18 protein-coding genes are annotated in these 16,277 nt (G+C 70.3%); 9 read left to right on the top strand and 9 right to left on the bottom strand.

Going from position 1 to position 16,277, the window contains the following annotated elements; genetic code table 11:
* Nucleotides 1-35 precede the first annotated feature (35 nt).
* Complete coding sequence (locus tag ETO60_RS03310; RefSeq protein WP_130002615.1) at nucleotides 36-1,094, top strand: YihY/virulence factor BrkB family protein; 1,059 nt, start codon at nucleotides 36-38, stop codon at nucleotides 1,092-1,094.
* An 11-nt stretch (nucleotides 1,095-1,105) separates the two neighbouring features.
* Complete coding sequence (gene fabI, locus ETO60_RS03305) at nucleotides 1,106-1,897, top strand: enoyl-ACP reductase FabI (protein WP_130003078.1); 792 nt, start codon at nucleotides 1,106-1,108, stop codon at nucleotides 1,895-1,897.
* A 27-nt stretch (nucleotides 1,898-1,924) separates the two neighbouring features.
* On the opposite strand, the gene ETO60_RS03300 is transcribed toward fabI, so the two are convergent.
* Nucleotides 1,925-2,419 carry a hypothetical protein gene (locus ETO60_RS03300; RefSeq protein WP_130002613.1) on the bottom strand — a complete coding sequence of 165 codons (495 nt, stop codon included), beginning with the start codon at nucleotides 2,417-2,419 and terminating at the stop codon, nucleotides 1,925-1,927.
* A gap of 60 nt (nucleotides 2,420-2,479) precedes the next feature.
* Here ETO60_RS03300 and ETO60_RS03295 point away from each other — a divergent pair, with 60 nt between their 5' ends.
* The 7 genes from ETO60_RS03295 to ETO60_RS03265 all read left to right on the top strand — a co-directional run bounded on the left by ETO60_RS03295 (nucleotide 2,480) and on the right by ETO60_RS03265 (nucleotide 9,778).
* The gene (locus tag ETO60_RS03295) at nucleotides 2,480-3,838 is read left to right on the top strand and encodes an O-antigen ligase family protein (RefSeq protein ID WP_130002611.1); all 1,359 of its coding nucleotides are present in this window, start codon (nucleotides 2,480-2,482) and stop codon (nucleotides 3,836-3,838) included.
* 83 nt (nucleotides 3,839-3,921) lie between these two features.
* Nucleotides 3,922-4,629 carry a polysaccharide biosynthesis/export family protein gene (locus ETO60_RS03290; protein ID WP_130002609.1) on the top strand — a complete coding sequence of 236 codons (708 nt, stop codon included), beginning with the start codon at nucleotides 3,922-3,924 and terminating at the stop codon, nucleotides 4,627-4,629.
* Nucleotides 4,630-4,642: 13 nt separating this feature from the next.
* A complete protein-coding gene (locus ETO60_RS03285) occupies nucleotides 4,643-6,856 on the top strand; it encodes a GumC family protein (RefSeq protein WP_165362096.1) in 2,214 nt (737 codons plus the stop codon).
* Between the two features lies 1 nt (nucleotide 6,857).
* Nucleotides 6,858-8,108, top strand: a complete 1,251-nt coding sequence (locus ETO60_RS03280; RefSeq protein WP_130002607.1) for a hypothetical protein — start codon at nucleotides 6,858-6,860, stop codon at nucleotides 8,106-8,108.
* Nucleotides 8,105-8,527 carry a hypothetical protein gene (locus ETO60_RS03275; protein ID WP_130002605.1) on the top strand — a complete coding sequence of 141 codons (423 nt, stop codon included), beginning with the start codon at nucleotides 8,105-8,107 and terminating at the stop codon, nucleotides 8,525-8,527. Before ETO60_RS03280 ends, ETO60_RS03275 begins: the two co-directional genes overlap by 4 nt.
* A gap of 148 nt (nucleotides 8,528-8,675) precedes the next feature.
* Entirely contained in the window at nucleotides 8,676-8,867 is a 192-nt protein-coding gene (locus tag ETO60_RS03270; protein ID WP_130002603.1) for a hypothetical protein, read from the top strand.
* Nucleotides 8,795-9,778: a UDP-glucuronic acid decarboxylase family protein gene (locus ETO60_RS03265; RefSeq protein ID WP_130002601.1), complete on the top strand. Its 984-nt coding sequence runs from the start codon at nucleotides 8,795-8,797 to the stop codon at nucleotides 9,776-9,778. Before ETO60_RS03270 ends, ETO60_RS03265 begins: the two co-directional genes overlap by 73 nt.
* On the opposite strand, the gene wecB is transcribed toward ETO60_RS03265, so the two are convergent.
* The 8 genes from wecB to rsfS form a co-directional block, all read right to left on the bottom strand.
* Nucleotides 9,748-10,869 (bottom strand): non-hydrolyzing UDP-N-acetylglucosamine 2-epimerase, encoded by a 1,122-nt coding sequence (wecB, locus tag ETO60_RS03260; protein ID WP_130002599.1) that lies wholly within the window; start codon nucleotides 10,867-10,869, stop codon nucleotides 9,748-9,750. The two genes, ETO60_RS03265 and wecB, sit on opposite strands and share 31 nt — an antisense overlap.
* Before the next feature lie 78 nt (nucleotides 10,870-10,947).
* Complete coding sequence (locus tag ETO60_RS03255) at nucleotides 10,948-11,499, bottom strand: hypothetical protein (RefSeq protein WP_234026296.1); 552 nt, start codon at nucleotides 11,497-11,499, stop codon at nucleotides 10,948-10,950.
* 112 nt (nucleotides 11,500-11,611) lie between these two features.
* Nucleotides 11,612-12,133: a demethoxyubiquinone hydroxylase family protein gene (locus ETO60_RS03250; RefSeq protein ID WP_130002597.1), complete on the bottom strand. Its 522-nt coding sequence runs from the start codon at nucleotides 12,131-12,133 to the stop codon at nucleotides 11,612-11,614.
* Entirely contained in the window at nucleotides 12,120-12,635 is a 516-nt protein-coding gene (locus ETO60_RS03245; RefSeq protein ID WP_234026295.1) for a disulfide bond formation protein B, read from the bottom strand. The genes ETO60_RS03250 and ETO60_RS03245 overlap by 14 nt, the downstream gene beginning before the upstream one ends.
* A gap of 6 nt (nucleotides 12,636-12,641) precedes the next feature.
* Nucleotides 12,642-13,976 (bottom strand): S41 family peptidase, encoded by a 1,335-nt coding sequence (locus ETO60_RS03240; protein ID WP_130002595.1) that lies wholly within the window; start codon nucleotides 13,974-13,976, stop codon nucleotides 12,642-12,644.
* 68 nt (nucleotides 13,977-14,044) lie between these two features.
* Nucleotides 14,045-15,286 (bottom strand): murein hydrolase activator EnvC family protein, encoded by a 1,242-nt coding sequence (locus ETO60_RS03235; RefSeq protein ID WP_145963473.1) that lies wholly within the window; start codon nucleotides 15,284-15,286, stop codon nucleotides 14,045-14,047.
* A 36-nt stretch (nucleotides 15,287-15,322) separates the two neighbouring features.
* Nucleotides 15,323-15,748 (bottom strand): 23S rRNA (pseudouridine(1915)-N(3))-methyltransferase RlmH, encoded by a 426-nt coding sequence (locus ETO60_RS03230; RefSeq protein ID WP_130002592.1) that lies wholly within the window; start codon nucleotides 15,746-15,748, stop codon nucleotides 15,323-15,325.
* A gap of 60 nt (nucleotides 15,749-15,808) precedes the next feature.
* A complete protein-coding gene (gene rsfS, locus ETO60_RS03225) occupies nucleotides 15,809-16,198 on the bottom strand; it encodes a ribosome silencing factor (protein WP_130003070.1) in 390 nt (129 codons plus the stop codon).
* Nucleotides 16,199-16,277 lie beyond the last annotated feature (79 nt).

Below are 16,277 nucleotides of genomic sequence, written 5' to 3'. Positions count from 1 at the left end.
CCGCCGGCCAGCGATGATGCGCCGGAGTCCGGCCGGTGAGTGACGCGCCGGCACCTGCGCACGAGCAGCCCGTCCGCTCCCTGTCGCCGGAGGCGCGGCGCCGGGCGGCGCAGAAGCTCAAGGGACGCATCCGGCGCGACTACGGACCCGGGACACGGGCCTACGAGATCGGCAAGCGGGTGCTGAACGGCACCTACAACGACGGCTTCATCCATGCCGGCAACCTTGCCTACATGTCGATGCTGGCGATCTTTCCCTTTTTCATCCTCGGCGCGGCGGTGTTCTCGCTGATCGGCGGGGAGGAGGACCGGGCGGCGACCGTGAACGCCGTGCTGCTCGCCCTGCCGCCGGTGGTGGCGGACACGCTGCGCCCGGTCGCGCTGGACGTCATCGCGGCGCGCAGCGGATGGCTGCTGTGGGCCGGCGGACTGGTGGCGCTGTGGACCGTCGGCAGCCTGATCGAGACAATCCGAGATGTCCTGCGCCGGGCCTATGGCACCGAGGCCAGCGTCTCCTTTCTGCGCTATCGGCTGCTCTCGGCCGGGATCACCGTGCTTGCCGTCGTGCTGCTGCTTTTGTCGCTGATCGCCCAGGTGCTGATCGGCACCGCGCAGGAGTTCATCGCCGCCTTTCTGCCGGATCTCACCACCGCGCTCGCTCGGCTGCGCCTGTCCCGCATCGTGCCCGCCTTCGGGCTGTTCCTGTCGCTCTACCTGCTGTTCTACACCCTCACCCCGCATGCCTATCGCGGCCGCCGCTACGCCAAGTGGCCAGGCGTGCTGCTGGTCACGGTGTGGTGGATCGCTGTCACCATGGCCCTGCCGCCGCTGCTCCGCAGCTTCTTCAGCTACGACCTCACCTATGGCAGCCTGGCCGGAGCCATGGTGGCGCTGTTCTTCTTCTGGCTGGTCGGGTTCGGCCTGGTCATCGGCGCGGAACTGAACGCTGCGCTCGCCGAAACGCCCGAGGAAGAGGCGGCGGTCGTCGACGGGGACGCGCCTGCCGACGACGCGGCGGGAGACGCGGTCATCGCGCTCGATACAGCGGATCCGGCGACGCAGGAGGCGGCGCACACACTGGGAGGAACATCGTGACGACAGGTCTGATGAAGGGAAAGCGCGGGCTCATCATGGGGCTGGCGAACACGAGGTCGCTGGCCTGGGGCATTGCGCAGAAACTCGCGGAACATGGTGCCGAGCTGGCCTTCTCCTATCAGGGCGAGGCGCTGGGCAAGCGGGTGGCGCCGCTCGCCGCGCAACTGGGGAGCGACGTTACGCTCGACTGCGATGTCTCGGACATGGCCGCGCTCGACCGGACCTTCGCGCAGCTGCAGGAGCGGTGGGGGACGCTCGATTTCCTCGTTCACGCCATCGGCTTTTCGGACAAGAACGAGCTGCGCGGCCGGTTCGTCGACACCTCGCTCGACAACTTCCTGATGACCATGAACGTCTCTGCCTACTCGCTCGTGGCGGTGACGCGCCGGGCGGCGGCGATGATGCCCGACGGGGGCAGCGTGCTGACGCTGACCTATTACGGGGCGGAAAAGGTCGTGCCGCACTACAACGTCATGGGCGTGGCGAAGGCGGCGCTCGAGGCGAGCGTCCGCTACCTCGCCAACGATCTCGGCCCTGACGGCATCCGCGTCAACGCGTTGTCGGCCGGTCCGGTCAAGACGCTGGCCGCGAGCGGCATTGGCGACTTCCGCTATATCCTGCGCTGGAACGAGCTGAACGCGCCCCTGCGCCGCAACATCACCATCGAGGATGTGGGCGGCGCCGGGCTGTACCTGCTCTCCGACCTGGCCTCCGGTGTGACCGGCGAGGTCCACCATGTCGATGCAGGCTATCACGTGGTCGGCATGAAGCAGGAGGATGCGCCGGACATCGCCCTTGGCTAGTCCTCCTTGGCGAGCGATGCCGCGGCGTCAGGCCGTCTCCTGCTGAAAGCGCCGCAGGCAGCCGATGGCGATCTGCGCTTGGTCGCCCGGCTCGGGATGCGCCTCGGCCACCGTCTGCCGGTCGCGCGCCACATCCGCCTCAGCCCGCTCTCCGGCGGTTGCCCGCAGCTGCCGGGCGAACTCCGCCCGCATCTGCGCAAACGCCTGCCGCTGCGCATCGTTGAGCAGCCCGCGTTCGCGCAGCTGCCCGTCGAGCGCCTCCAGCGCGAAGCTGCACAGGAGCGCGCGGTCATAGGGGGTGGCGGCGGCCAGCGCTTGCTGGTTGCCGATCGACAGGGACTGCGCCGCCCGCCGCTCCTCGGCTGACGGGGTGCGCCCGGCCGCGGTCCCGGTAGCGGCATCCGGCAACGCGATCGGCTCGCCGCAGGCCGCAAGGCCGCCAGAGAGCGCCACGACCATCGCCGCAGCGGCGATGCGAGCGTGGACGGTGCGGCTTCGGAGGGGGCGGGATTGTGCTTCCATGGCGGCGCTTGTATGGCGGCCTGCCTCTTCCCTCAAATGATTGTTGCAAGAACCGCGTCCATGGACTCATCCTCCGGCAGCATGCGCGAAGCGGGTTCGCCGCTGGCCTTCTGGCTGCTTGCCGCCCTGCTGACGGTGCTGCTGCTGGCGGGAGGCGCCTCGCGTGCCGACGTTCTCGGTCAGCCGGTGGTGCGGTTCTTCGCCTGGGGCGTTCTGGGCGCGCTGATCCTGTTTTCCGTGCGGGTCCGCCTGCCGCGTTCCGCGCCGGCGCTGCTGCTGGGCGCCACGATCGCGCTGGTCGCGCTTCAGCTGGTGCCGTTGCCGCCGGCGCTGTGGACGGCGCTGCCCGGCCGCGACCTGCTGGCGCAATCGGCGCTCGTGGCGGGCCTCGAGCAGCCCTGGCGCCCGCTCAGCATGTCGCCCGGCGGCACCGCCAATGCGCTCGGCTCGCTGATCGTTCCCGCAGCCGTGCTGCTGCTGGCCGAACAGCTCGATCGCGACCAGCACCGGCGCATCGCCGGCGTGCTGCTCGGGCTGGTCGTCGCCGGCGGCCTGATCGCCCTGCTGCAGGTGTCGGGCGCGCGCTGGGACAGCCCTTTCGTCAACGACATGCGGGGGGAGGTCAGCGGCAGCTTTGCCAACCGCAACCACTTCGCCCTGTTCCTCGCCATGGGCTGCGTGCTGGCGCCGGTGTGGGGCCTGCGCGCGGACGACAGCCGCCATTTCCGCGCCGTGGCGGCCATCGGGCTGATCCCGGTGTTCCTTCTTCTCGTGTTCGCCAGCGGCTCGCGCGCGGGCCTGGTGCTGGGCTTCGCCGGCGCCGTTGCCGGCCTCGCCATCGCGCGCAAGCAGGTCCGCACGCTGGCGGCACGGTTGCCGCGGCGGCTGCTGGTGCCGGTGGTCGGGATCATCGTGGCGGCCATCGTCGGCGTGCTCGTGCTGAGCGTCCTGTCGGGGCGCGCCGTGTCGGTCGATCGCGCGCTGACGCTCGCCTCGGCCGACGACCTGCGCAACCGGTTCCTGCCGGTGGTGGTGCAGATGACGCAGTTCTACCTGCCCGCTGGCACGGGGTTCGGCACCTTCGACCCGGTGTTCCGCGTGACCGAACCGGAAGCCATGCTGCAGCCGCAATACATCAACCAGGCGCACAGCGACTGGCTCCAGATCACCCTTGAAGGCGGTGTCGCGGGCGCGGCGTTGCTGCTCGCCGGGGCGGCGTGGTGGGGTGTGGCGACGTGGCGGGCGCTCAAGGCGCGTCCCGCGCGGCTGCTGCCGCTCGCCGGCTCCGCGCTGATCCTGCTGGTTGCGGCGGCAAGCCTCATCGACTATCCGGCGCGAACGCCGCTCGTCATGGGCGTGCTGATGCTGGCGGCAGTGTGGCTGTCCGGCAGCACACGCAGACTGGACGACACTCCCTGATCTTGCGCGGGACACGCCAACTTTACCTTGCGGGCGCTGTTCACTATAGGCTCAGGCAGCCGAACTCACTGGAACTGTTCGCGATGCCCAAGGTTTTTCTGCTCCCGGTTCTTGCGCTTCTTGCCGCGTGCGCGGGACAGCCCCGCTTGCAGCCGGCCGCCGGGCTGACGATCGTCGAGGGCGAGCGCGCCCTGCCGGCGCCGATCCGTTCGGATCTGACCGCGCAGGACCGATTGTCGCTGATCGGTCCGCTGGACACCATCACCGTGTCGGTGTTCGGGGTGCAGGAGCTGAGCCGGCGCATGCAGGTCGACGCCGGCGGACGCATCGCCATGCCGCTCATCGGGACGCTCGATGCCGGCGGCAAGACGGCGCGGGAACTGGCCGACGACATCGCCGGCGCGCTGCGCGGCCGCTATGTCCGCAATCCCGACGTCACCGTGAACATCGAGAACTCCGTCAGCCAGGTCGTCACCGTCGACGGTCAGGTGGTGGAGCCCGGCCTCTACCCGGTGACCAATCAGATGACGCTGCTCCGGGCGATCGCCTCGGCCCGGGGCCTGACCGAGTTCGCCAAGCAGGACGATGTCGTCATCCTGCGCACGGTCAACGGACAGCGCATGGCGGCGCTCTACAACATCAACGCGATCCGCCGCGGCGCCTACGAGGATCCCTCGCTCTTCGCCAATGACGTGGTGGTGGTCGGCGACAGTCCGCAGCGGCGGCTGTTCCGCGACTTCGTGGGCATCGCCCCGCTGCTCGCCTCGCCGGTGATCGCGATCCTCCAGTGAGTTTCCTCCCGGCATGAACATCCTCGCCCAAGACCTGCCCAGCCGCCTCGTCGCGGCCGAACCGGCGCGCCCTGCCCAGATGGAGCTCGAGGCGCCCTCGCTGCTGCAGCAGTACCTGCGGATCGCGAAGCGGTGGAAGTGGGCCATCATCGGCGCGGTCGTGGCTGCGGTCATTGCCGGCGCGGTCGTCACGCTGCTGATGACGCCGAAATACACCGCCACCTCCGTCATCGAGATCTCGCGCGAATCGGATCAGGTCACCCAGTTCCAGGGCGTGGAGCGGGAGGCGAGCATCGCCGACCAGGAGTTCTACCAGACCCAGTACGGCCTGCTGCGCGCGCGGTCGCTGGCCGAGCGGGTGGCGACACAGCTGCGGCTGGTCGACGACCCGACGTTCTTCGAGCTGTTTGGCCATGACGGGGGCGATGATCCGGCCTTCCAGCAGACGAGCGGACGCTTCCGCGCCGAGGGCCGCGCAACCCGCCAGCGCGAGGCGGGGCAGATCCTGCTCGACAATGTGAGCATCGAGCCGACGCGCCTCTCGCGCCTCGTCTCGATCCGCTTCACGAGCGCCGATCCCACCTTTTCCGCGCGGGTCGCGAATGCGTGGTCGCAGGCCTTCATCGAGACCAATCTCGAACGCAAGGTGCAGGCCACGGCCTACGGCCGCGAGGCGCTTCAGCGGCAGCTGACCGAATACAAGCAGCGGCTCGACGAGTCGCAGCGGCAGCTGGTGAACTACGCCTCCGAGCAGCAGATCATCAACCTGCCCGCCCAGTCGGGCTCCGACGGGCTGGTGACGCAGGAACGCTCGATCGTGGCGGACAATCTCGCCACGCTGAACGCGGCGCTGACCCGCGCGACGGCCGACCGCATCCAGGCCGAGGCACGCTTCCGTCAGGCCGGCCGGGGCGGGGCGTCGATGGAGGCGCTCTCGAACGAGGCGATCAACGGCCTCAGGCAGCGCCGTGCTGAGCGGGCAGCCGAATACCAGCAGATGCTGGTCCGGTTCGAGCCGGGCTATCCGGCGGCGCAGGCATTGCAGGAGCAGATCACCCAGCTGGACCGCGCCATCGCCCGGGAGGAAGCCCGCGTCAGCGGCGCGTCCGAAGCCGAATACCGGCAGGCGGTCGAACGCGAAAACGCGCTGGCACAGCGGGTCAACGCGCTGAAGGGCGAGTATCTCGACCTGCGCCGGCGCTCGATCCAGTACAACGTCTACCAGCAGGAGGTCGACACCAACCGGGCACTCTACGACGCGCTGCTGCAGCGGTTCAAGGAGATCGGCGTCGCCGGCGGGATCGGCGTCAACAACGTCGCCATCGTCGACGTCGCCGACGTGCCGCAGCGGCCGTCCAGCCCGCGCCTACTGCTGAACCTGGCCATTTCGCTGCTCGCCGGCCTTGCGCTCGGTGCGCTGCTCGCGCTGGCGCTGGAACAGCTCGACGACGCGATCAGCGACCCGGCCGAACTGCAGCGCCGCCTCGGCCTGCCGCTGCTCGGTTCGGTGCCGAAGGTCGAGGACGGCGGCGATCCACGCGATGCCTTGCTCGACCGCAAGTCGGAACTGTTCGACGCCTACATCGCGGTCCAGACGAACCTCGCCTTCACCACCGAGCACGGCGTTCCGCGCAGCTTCTCCGTCACCTCGACACGGCCCGCGGAAGGCAAGTCGACCACCTCGCTGGCGCTCGCCACCACCCTCGCGCGCGCAGGGAAGAAGGTGATCCTGGTGGATGGCGACATGCGTTCGCCGTCCGTCCACCACCTCGGCGGCGTCGACCACGACCGGGGTCTGAGCAATTTCCTCGCCGGCGAGGAAGACATCGGTTCGCTCACCTTCGACATGGCCGATCTCGGCTTCACCGCCATGTCTGCGGGGCCGATCCCGCCCAACGCCGCCGAGCTGCTGACCGGCGCGCGGCTGGGCGAGCTCATCACCCGGCTGCTCAAGACCTATGATCACGTGATCATCGACTCCCCGCCGGTGATGGGACTGGCCGATGCGCCGCTCATCGCCAGCCGGGTCGAGGGCGTGATCTACGCGGTGGAATCGCACGGCATCCGCTCGGCCCAGGTGAAGACGGCGCTGAACCGCCTGATGGCCGCGAATGCGCGCGTGTTCGGCGGCGTGCTGACCAAGTTCGAATCGCGCCGCTCGCATTACGGGTACGGCTACGACTACGGCTACAGCTACGGCCGGGAGCCGGCCTCCAAGCCGGCCTGACATGGGCAAGCGCAGACGCGCCAAATCCGTCTCGCGCTGGCCGCAGGGGCACTGGCGCCGCCGCCTGCCTGTCGCGGCGGCGATCGCGGTCGGGGCATGGTTCGGGGTCACGGGCAGCCTCGCCAATGCGCTGGTCCGCGCCGATGCGGGGCGGGCGCATGCGCTGGCACCGGGCAACGGACAGATCGCCGCCGCCAATGCCGAACAGATGTTCGCCACACGGCCGGAGGCGGACGACACGTCGGCGGCGGCGGAGATGGCCCGCCTCGCCATTCGCCGGGATGCGTTGACCCCCGACGCGCTGACCGTGCTCGCCTTCCAGGCGGAACTGCGCGGCGATACGGCCCTTTCCAACCGGATCTTCGCCCACAGCACACGTCTGTCCCGCCGCGAATTGCGTCCCCAGCTATGGGCCATCGAGCAGGCGGTCAGCCGCGGCGATCTTGCCGGTGCGCTGCGCCACTACGACATCGCCCTCAAAGTGTCCGACACCGCCCGCAACACCCTGTATCCGGTGCTGGCGAACGCCCTTCCGGAACCGCTCGTGCGGGCCGGGCTGCTGGCGCGGCTGCGTCCGGACACCGTCTGGGCGCGCAGCTTTCTCGACTTCGTTGCCGGGAGCGGGATCCAGCCCGGCGCGGCAGCAGCGTTTCTCAGCGAAGCGAGAGCCGCGGGGCTCGAGGTGACAAAGGAGCAGCGCGAGTATCTCGTCAACGCGCTGTTCTCCGCCGGTCAGCATGACCGTGCGTGGCAGGAATACACGGCGCTGCGCGGTGCGACGCCGCGCAACCGATCGCGCGACCCGCGTTTCGCGTTGCGGACGGACGTGCGCACGCCGCTCGACTGGCAGGTGGATGCGGACGCCGGCACCGGGGCTGCCATTCTGGCGGAGGGGCAGGTCGGCGTGGTCGACTTCGCCGCACCGCCGGGTGCGGGCGGTCCGGTCGTGCGCCAGTACCAGTATCTGCCGCCCGGGACCTATACGCTGGAAGGGCACTTCGACCAGCTGCAGCTGGGTCTGGGCAGCCGCCCCTTCTGGCAGCTCGCCTGCGAGAACGGGCAGGAAATCGGCCGCGTGGAAGTGCCGCCTTCCGCAGCGGAAGCAACGCCGTTCGCGGGTCGCCTGACCGTGAGCGCCCAATGTCCCGTGCAGGTTCTCACCCTGATTGTCCGTCCGGTCGAGGACATCGCCGGGGTGTCCGGGCGCCTTGCCACCGCGGTTCTCCGGCCGTTCGGAGACGGCAGCCGGTGAGCGCCGCTCCAGCCCTTGCCCGCATCCGCGCGCCCTTGGCCGCTGCCGCGCTTCTGTGGGGAACACCGGCGGCAGCGCAGCTGATCGTCCCGGGCACCCTGCCCCCGCCCGGCCAGGCCCAGCAGCAGACGGCCGACGCCGCCGGCCGGACCGCGAGCACGGGTGTCGGGGATGTCGGACAGCGCATCGAGGAGCGCGGCCGCTCGCAGACCGGCGAAAACCTGCTGCGCAGCGACACCCGGCTTCCGACGCGGCTGCGCAGCCGTCTGCGCACGCGCGTCGATCGCGACACGGCGCTGGAGCAGGAGTTCCTCGCGGCGCGGCGCCGGCAGGCCGAAGCCGTCCTCTTCGGCAGCGCGCCTGCGGACGAAGCGCTCGACTCCGACGAAACAGGCGCGATCGCAGAGCCGTTCCGGTAGCGGGACCGGCCGCGGTCGGCGGCAACTGGCTGCCGCTCTCATCGCGCGTCGGCTCACGATGTCGGGCAAGGTGAGCACGCCCGGGCCACCCCGGTATACCTTGGCGCGACGTCCTCTTCCGGCCGCAGCCGCAGGGGCGACCGCATCGTTGCACAACTTCGAGACGCTGCGCGCAAAAGCGGTTGCCGCCGCCGGTGCGTGCGATAAGGAGCGCCGCGACCGCCGCGTGTTTGCGCCCGGACCCACTTCGCAAGGGGAGCAGGAACCCTGCCACAGCATCTTCACCACGGGCGGCGCGCGCTGGTCACCGGCGGCGCCGGGTTTCTCGGTTCGCATCTGATCGACCGCCTGCTCGATCGAGGGCGGGACGTCATCTGCGTCGACAACCTGTTCACCGGCAGCAAGCGGAACCTTGACCATCTGCGCGGTGATCCGCGGGTGGAATTCATCCGCCACGACGTGTGCCAGCCGCTGCATGTGGAGGTGGACGAGGTCTGGAACCTCGCCTGCCCGGCCTCGCCGGTCCACTACCAGCACGACCCGGTGGCCACGACGAAGACCAGCGTCATCGGCGCCATCAACCTTCTGGGGCTGGCGAAACGGCTGAAATGTCCGATTTTCCAGGCCTCGACGAGCGAGGTCTATGGTGATCCCTTCGTCCACCCGCAGCCCGAAAGCTACTGGGGCAACGTCAATCCCGTCGGGATCCGGTCCTGCTATGACGAGGGGAAGCGCTGCGCCGAGACGCTGTTCTTCGACTACCACCGCCAGCATGGCCTCGACATCAAGGTGGCCCGGATCTTCAACACCTACGGGCCGCGCATGAACGAGCGGGACGGCCGGGTGGTGTCGAACTTCATCGTTCAGGCGCTGCGCGGCGAGGACATCACAATCTACGGCGACGGACAGCAGACACGATCGTTCTGCTATGTCGATGATCTCGTCGACGGCTTTCTCGCCTTGATGGATGCCGGTCCCGATGTGCACGGGCCGGTCAACCTCGGCAACCCGAATGAATTCACCATCCGCGAACTGGCCGAACGGGTGCTGGCGAAGGTCGGCGGGCGCTCGCGGCTGGTAAAACTGCCCCTGCCGCAGGACGACCCGATGCAGCGGCAGCCCGACATCTCGCTGGCGCGCGAGCGGCTGGGCTGGGAACCGCGCATTCAGCTGGACGAGGGCCTTGACCGCACCATCGCCTATTTCCGCGACGTGATCGATCAGGCGGCGAGCAGGTCGGCGATGCGCTGACTGGCGCGTCCGTCGCCGAACGGGCTGTGCGCCCGGGCCATGCGGCGGTATGCACCCGCATCGTCGAGCAGCCGGGAGGCGGCGGCGACGATAGGCGCGCTCCGGGTTCCAACAAGTTGCGCCGTTCCGGCGGCGACCGCCTCCGGTCGCTCCGTCGTGTCCCGCAGAACCAGCACCGGAAGTCCGAGCGCCGGCGCCTCCTCCTGCAGCCCGCCGCTGTCGGTGAGCAGCAGCGTCGAGGCCCGCATGACCGCAGCCATGTCAGGGTAGGACAGCGGGTCGAGCAGGTGAACACGTCGATGAGCGCCCAGACGATGGTGGACCACCGCCCGGACGGCCGGGTTGAGATGCACCGGCCAGATGACGGTCACGTCGGGCCGATCCGCCAGGGCGGCGACCGCCTCGACGATCCCGTGCAGTCCGTCGCCTAGCGCCTCACGCCGATGCGCGGTGACGAGCAGGGTGTGGCGCCCCTCGCGCCTGTCCAGAACGCTGCGGGTGGCGCTGCTCACATCGGCGCCCTCGGCAAGCCTGTCGAGCGTCCAGAGCAGCGCGTCGATGCCCGTGTTGCCGGTGACATGGATCTGACCGGCGGGCACGTTCTCCCGGCGCAGCGTCTCTGCGGCGCCGGTCGTCGGCGCGCAGTGGACGGCCGCGAGCGCGGTGATCGCCTTGCGGTTGCCCTCCTCGGGCCACGGGTGGCCGAGATCGTCGCTGCGCAGACCCGCTTCGACATGCACCACCGGAATCTTCCTGTGGAAGGCGGCAAGCGCGCCGGCAAGCGCGGTCGTGGTGTCGCCCTGCACGACGACACTGTCGGGCCGCTCACGATCGAGGAGCGCACCCACTCCGGCCAGAACGGAACAGAACAGCCGGTCGAGACCCTGCCCGTCGCGCATCACCGCCAGATCGTGGTCGGGCCTGATGCCCGCGAAGTCCAGCACCGGATCCAGCATCGCTCGATGCTGTCCCGAGACGCACACGCGCGGCGTGAACCGCGCGTCACCCCGCAGCGCGTGAACGAGCGGGAACAACTTGATCGCCTCGGGCCTCGTGCCGAACACGGTCAGGATTGTGCGTCTGGAAGCCATGCCTCCGCTTAGGAGACAAGGCGTTAGCGTGCCCTTACCACCTGCTCCACTCCGAAGCCGGAAGCGGAGCGCGTCGCGTCAGCGCGGGGCCGGGAGAGGCTCCGCCGGCGGCTGATCCTGCGTCACCGGGTCTTCCCCGCGCTCGCGCGCGAGTCGCGCCTCGTACTCGCGCTCGATCTGCTCAACGCGCGCCTGCTCGGCCGCGGCAGCCTCGTCGATGGTCGCGAGACGATCGGCGCGGGCGGCCTCGATGATCTGTCCGAAACGGCGCGCCGGCGCATTCTGCCGGTCGCGGTAGGCCGCCGCAATCAGTTCCTGCGTGCACCCCGTGAACCCGCCCGCACCGGCCGGCGAGCATGACAGCGTCCCCGATTCGCCCACGGTGCGCAGTTCCCGCACACGGTCCGTCCAGGCGCGATTGGCGGGGCCGCCGGGCTGACGAAGCGCGCTGGGGATGCGGAACTGCTCCTCGAGCAGCCCGCAGACGGTGATGACCTCTTCGGTCGAGGGCGGGCACTGCTCGTCCTCGGTGATGTAGACGATGTTGACCGCCGTGTTGGCGTCCTGCGCCTGGGCCGCGCCCGCCACCGGCAGAAGAAAGAAGGCCAGCGCCAGTTTTCGCATCGTCATTTCGCCTCGCTCGATCTGCCGTTCGTCGTCCCGGCACCATCAGCGCGCTCGGCGCTGAACCGGTCCTGAAGTCGTTCTTTTCAGCGCTTGGCGGCCGCCACCGGTTCCCGGCTCAGATCCGTTCGGAGATGCGGATGGCGGCCCGGCAGCCCAGACGGATCGCCCAGGAGAGGACCGGATAGGCCGGCGCGCGTTCGGCGCCCGACGCCAGCGCCGTCTCCCGGTGCTCGCGCTCCTCGTCGCGGAACCGCTCGATGAGGGCGGCAAGTTCCGGGTCGCTGCCGTCGGCCTGCAGCTGCTCCAGCTGGTCGGAATAATGCCGTTCGATCTCCTCCTCCACCGCCGCGGTGCAGGCCATCGCCGCCTCCGGACCGAGGAGCGCCGTCGCCGCACCCAGGGCGTACCCGGCCGCCGACCACACCGGGTGCATCAGGGTGGGACGCACGCCGCGGCGCGCCATGAGCGCGTCGAACAGGGCCCGGTGCTCCGCCTCCTGTTCCGCCATGTGCCGGATCTCGGCCGAATGCGGCGCACGGTCGCCCATCACGGCGAGCTGTCCCGCATAGATGCGGGTGGCGCCGAACTCTCCGGCCTGGTCGACGCGGATCATCCGCTCCGTGTCAGGCACCGCCATGACGCGTTCTCCCCAGCAGCAACAGGATCGCCGCCGCTCCGCCAAGCGACAGCAGGAAATTCCACCCGGCCAGCGAGACACCCAGCAGCGTCCACGGCGCCCGGTCGCAGCGCACGAGCGGCGCGTTCAGCACTGCGCTGAGCGCGTCGCCACCGCCGCCGGTTACCGCCCGGGTGCAGCCGGTGATGCCCGGCCACCAGCCATACTCGACGCCGGCGTGAAAGGCTCCGATGGCCCCGGACACGGCCATGGCGGCGGCCGCCAGCAGCAGCCACAGCCGCGCCGGCCGGGCGACGCCTGCGACAAGGCCAAAGGCCAGCGCCGCAAAATGCGGATAGCGCTGCCACCAGCACATCTCGCAGGGGAACAGGCCGAAGCCCAGCTCCGCGACATAGGCGCCGAGGAGCAACCCGCCCGGCACCAGCAGGGCCAGCGCCTGCGCCGTACGCAGACCGGCCGCCGGCCCGGCGATCAGCGTCGTGTCGGCTCGCCGCTGAAGCACGGGCGGTCAGTTGCGCGCCGCCAGCGCGGCGGCGCCGCGCCGCAGCGTCTGCAAGGCGTAGTGCAGCTGGAAGTCGTCGATCCCCTGCGCCTTCAGCTCCTCCGCGGTCTGCTGAAACCGGGGGTCGCTGCGCTGGTCCTGCTCGAGCGCATCGTCCTTGATGCCAAGCTCGTTGATGAGGTGGCCGCGCAGATCCGACTCGCGCACGGCATACTTCATCCGCGCGGCAAGGTCGGGGTCGCTGAGCTGCGGCACGGCAATGTCGGGCTTGATGCCGCCCTCCTGCACGGAGTGGCCGGAGGGGGTGTAATAGCGCGCCGTGGTGAGCTTGAGCGCGGCATCCCGGCCCAGCGGAAGGAGCGTCTGCACGCTGCCCTTGCCGAAGCTGCGCTGCCCCATCACGACCGCCCGGCGATGATCCTTCAGCGCGCCGGCGACGATCTCCGACGCCGACGCGGACCCCGCGTCGATGAGCACGATCATCGGCACGCCGGCGGCGATCTGTCCGCGGAACACCGTTTCGGCGTCATAGGAGATGCTTTCCCCCCGCGCCCGCCCCCGCTGCGACACGATCTGCCCACGCTCGAGGAACAGGTCGGTCATGGCCACCGCTTCGTCGAGGGAGCCACCCGGATTGGAGCGAAGGTCAAGCACCAGCCCGGCGATCCGTCCGCCGGCCTCCTGCTGAAGCGAGCGCCAGGTGGCAAGCACGTCCGCCCCGACATCGCGCGAGAACTCGTTCACCGTGATCACCGCGATCCCGCCGGCCGCCAGAGACCCGGTCACGGGCTCCAGATCGATGACCCCGCGGGTGACGCTGACCTCGAACGGCTCCTCTCGTCCCGGACGGAAGATGGTCAGGCGGATGCTGGTGCCGGCCGGACCGCGCATCTGCTGGACGGCCTCGTCGAGATCGCCGCCATAGATGAGCCGGCCGTCCAGGTGGGTGATGTAGTCGCCAGCCTTGATGCCGGCCTGCTCCGCCGGGCTGCCGCGGAAGGGGGAGATGACCTTGACGGCGCCGTCCTCCTGGACAACCGACAGCCCGAGACCGGAGTAATTGCCGTCGATCATCGTCTCGAGCCGCTGCAGGTCCGAGCCGTCGAGATAGGCCGAATGCGGGTCGAGCGCCGCGAGCATGCCGTTGATCGCCCCGCGGATCAGCGTCTCGTCGTCCACCTGGTCGACATAGCTGGCCTTGATCCGCTCGAAGGCGGCGAACAGCTTGCCGAACTCCGGCGCAGCGCGCGCATCAACCGAGGCCAGCGCCGCCGTCGTCGCGGGCAGGAGCGCCACCGCCAGCGCGAGCGGTGCCGTTCGGACGATGTCACGGATCTTCATGCGGGTGCCGGTTCCTGTACTGAACCGGAACTATAGGGATCGGACGGCCTGAACGCCAGCTTGACGGCTCATCGGGGCGACACACGGCGTCCAGCCGCCGCGGCAGCCAGCGGATCGACGGGCCGTCCGCCCTGGCGCAGCTCGATGCCGAGGGGCATGGACTGGCCGGCCGCGCGGCCGACCGGATCGCCCGCCGCCACGCTCTGTCCCGCGCGCACGTCGAGCGGGCCGAGGCCGGTGAGAAGGCTCGTGCGCCCGTCGCCGTGGTCGATGATGACGATGGCGCCATGCCCGCGAAACGGACCGGCGAAGGCCACCCGGCCGGACGCCGGGGCGAGTACCAGCGCATCCGGCCGGGTGCGGAGCGCCAGACCGCTGCGCGGCACACCGTCCGGTCCGATCTCGCCGAAGCCGGCCACGACTTCGCCCACTGCGGCAAGAACATACGCACCCGGCCGTGGCGCATCCGGTCCCGCTGTCGTGGCAGCGACGACCGGAATTGCCGGTGCCGCCGCGATTCCCGCCTGCGGACGCAGGACCGGTCCGGGGAGCGCCGCCAGACGGGCGGCCAGAGCCGCCTGCGCGTCGGCCCGGGCGACGAGTTCACCGATGTCGCGCGCCTGCCGCGCCAGTTCCTGTGCCGCACCCTCCTCGCGGAAGGCCGCCTGCCGCGCCTCTGCGGCAAGGGCCCGTTGCTGTTGCAGCGCCGAGCCAAGCGCGGCCTGCAGGCGCGCGATCGCCTCGTTACGCAGGCGCAGGTCGGCCATGGCGCGCCGGCGCGCAGCCTGCAGTTCCTGCTGCTCGCGAAGCTGTTGCCGCAGCCGGCGGGTGCGCTGCTCCACCACCGGCGCGGCATGCGCGAGCATGATGCGCAGATGCACGGCATCGTCGAGCCCTCCGGGTTGCAGGAGCGTCAGGACCGCCGGGCGGCGGGCCAGCTGCTGCAGTCCGGCGATCAGCCCGGCGACAGGCGCCTGCTCTGCGGCAAGGGTGTTCTCGAGACCGGCGATGCGCCTCTCGACCCGCGCGAGCTGGGCCGCGGCGAAGAGCGCCTGCGCCTCGCCCTGTTGCAGCTCGGCTGCGAGCGCCGCGATCCGGGCGTGCAGCCGCTCCCCGCTGCTCGAAGCCTGCTCGGCCCGATTTTCCAGCTCCGCCTGCCGCCGCCGCGCCTCCGCGGCAGCCAGCTCGGCCGCCTCGAGCGCACCGCGTAGGTCTGCCGTCTCCCGTGCCGGTGGCGGGCCAAGAACCGCGTCAGGCGTGCTTCCCGCCAGCAGGGCACTCACGATGGCAGCGGCGCTCAGCCCGAACATGACGCCAGGACGTCGCCAAGTGGCGCCTCCCACCGCTCAGCCCGCCCGGTGATAGGGGTGGCCGGCAAGAATGGCCGTGGCCCGGTAGAGCTGTTCGAGGAGCATCGCGCGAGCCAGAAGATGCGGCCAGGTCGCCGGACCGAACGCGAGCAGCAGGTCCGCCTGCTCGCGTTCCGTGCGCGTGTGCCCGTCGGCCGCGCCAATGACGAAGCGCGCCTCGCGCACGCCGTCGCTGCGCCATCGGTCGAGGTGCCCCGCCAGCTGCGTCGAGGCGAGCGCAGTGCCCCGCTCGTCGAGCAGCACCAGCCGGGCCGGAGTCGCGGCGAATGGCGGCACCCGCCCGCCCGCATCGGGCAGTTCCGTCAGCTGGAGCGGCCAAGCAATGCGCCGGGCATAGCGGGCCACCAGTTCCCCCTCGGGCGACTGGCCGATCTTGCCGCGCGCGACCACGTGAAGCAGCATGATGCGCTTGTGCCGCAGCGCCGGGCTCAGGGCAACGCCGTGCCGGCGCCGGTGCCCTCGTCAGGCCTGCCCGGCTCCGGACGCTGCCGCCGGATCGCCAAGCGACCACATGCGCTCCAGATTGTAGAAGCTGCGCACCTCGGGGCGGAACAGGTGCACGACCACGTCTCCGGCGTCGAGCAGCACCCAGTCCGCCGCCGGCAGCCCTTCGAGGCGGACGGGACCGAAACCGTGCTGCTTGATCCGTTCGGCCAGTTTCTGCGCCATCGCCGCGACCTGCCGGGTCGACCGGCCCGAAGCGATCACCATGTGGTCCGCCACCGAGCTCTTGCCGGCCAGGGCAATGGTGACGACCTCCTGCGCCTGATCGTCGTCGAGACTGGCAAGGACCAGCTGCAACAGCGGCGCGGCGGCGTCCCCTGCGTCACCGGGTCGGGTGCCGGCCGTCATGTCAGCGGAGCCGGTTGCCGCGTGGGGCAGAGGCTGGGTCATGGGAAAGGTGTGTTCTCCTGTGCAGGGGGGCGAAAGC

Source organism: Qipengyuania thermophila (assembly GCF_004153605.1).
Taxonomy (GTDB): Bacteria; Pseudomonadota; Alphaproteobacteria; order Sphingomonadales; family Sphingomonadaceae; genus Qipengyuania_B; species Qipengyuania_B thermophila.
This window is presented reverse-complemented; position numbering and strand designations above follow the sequence as displayed.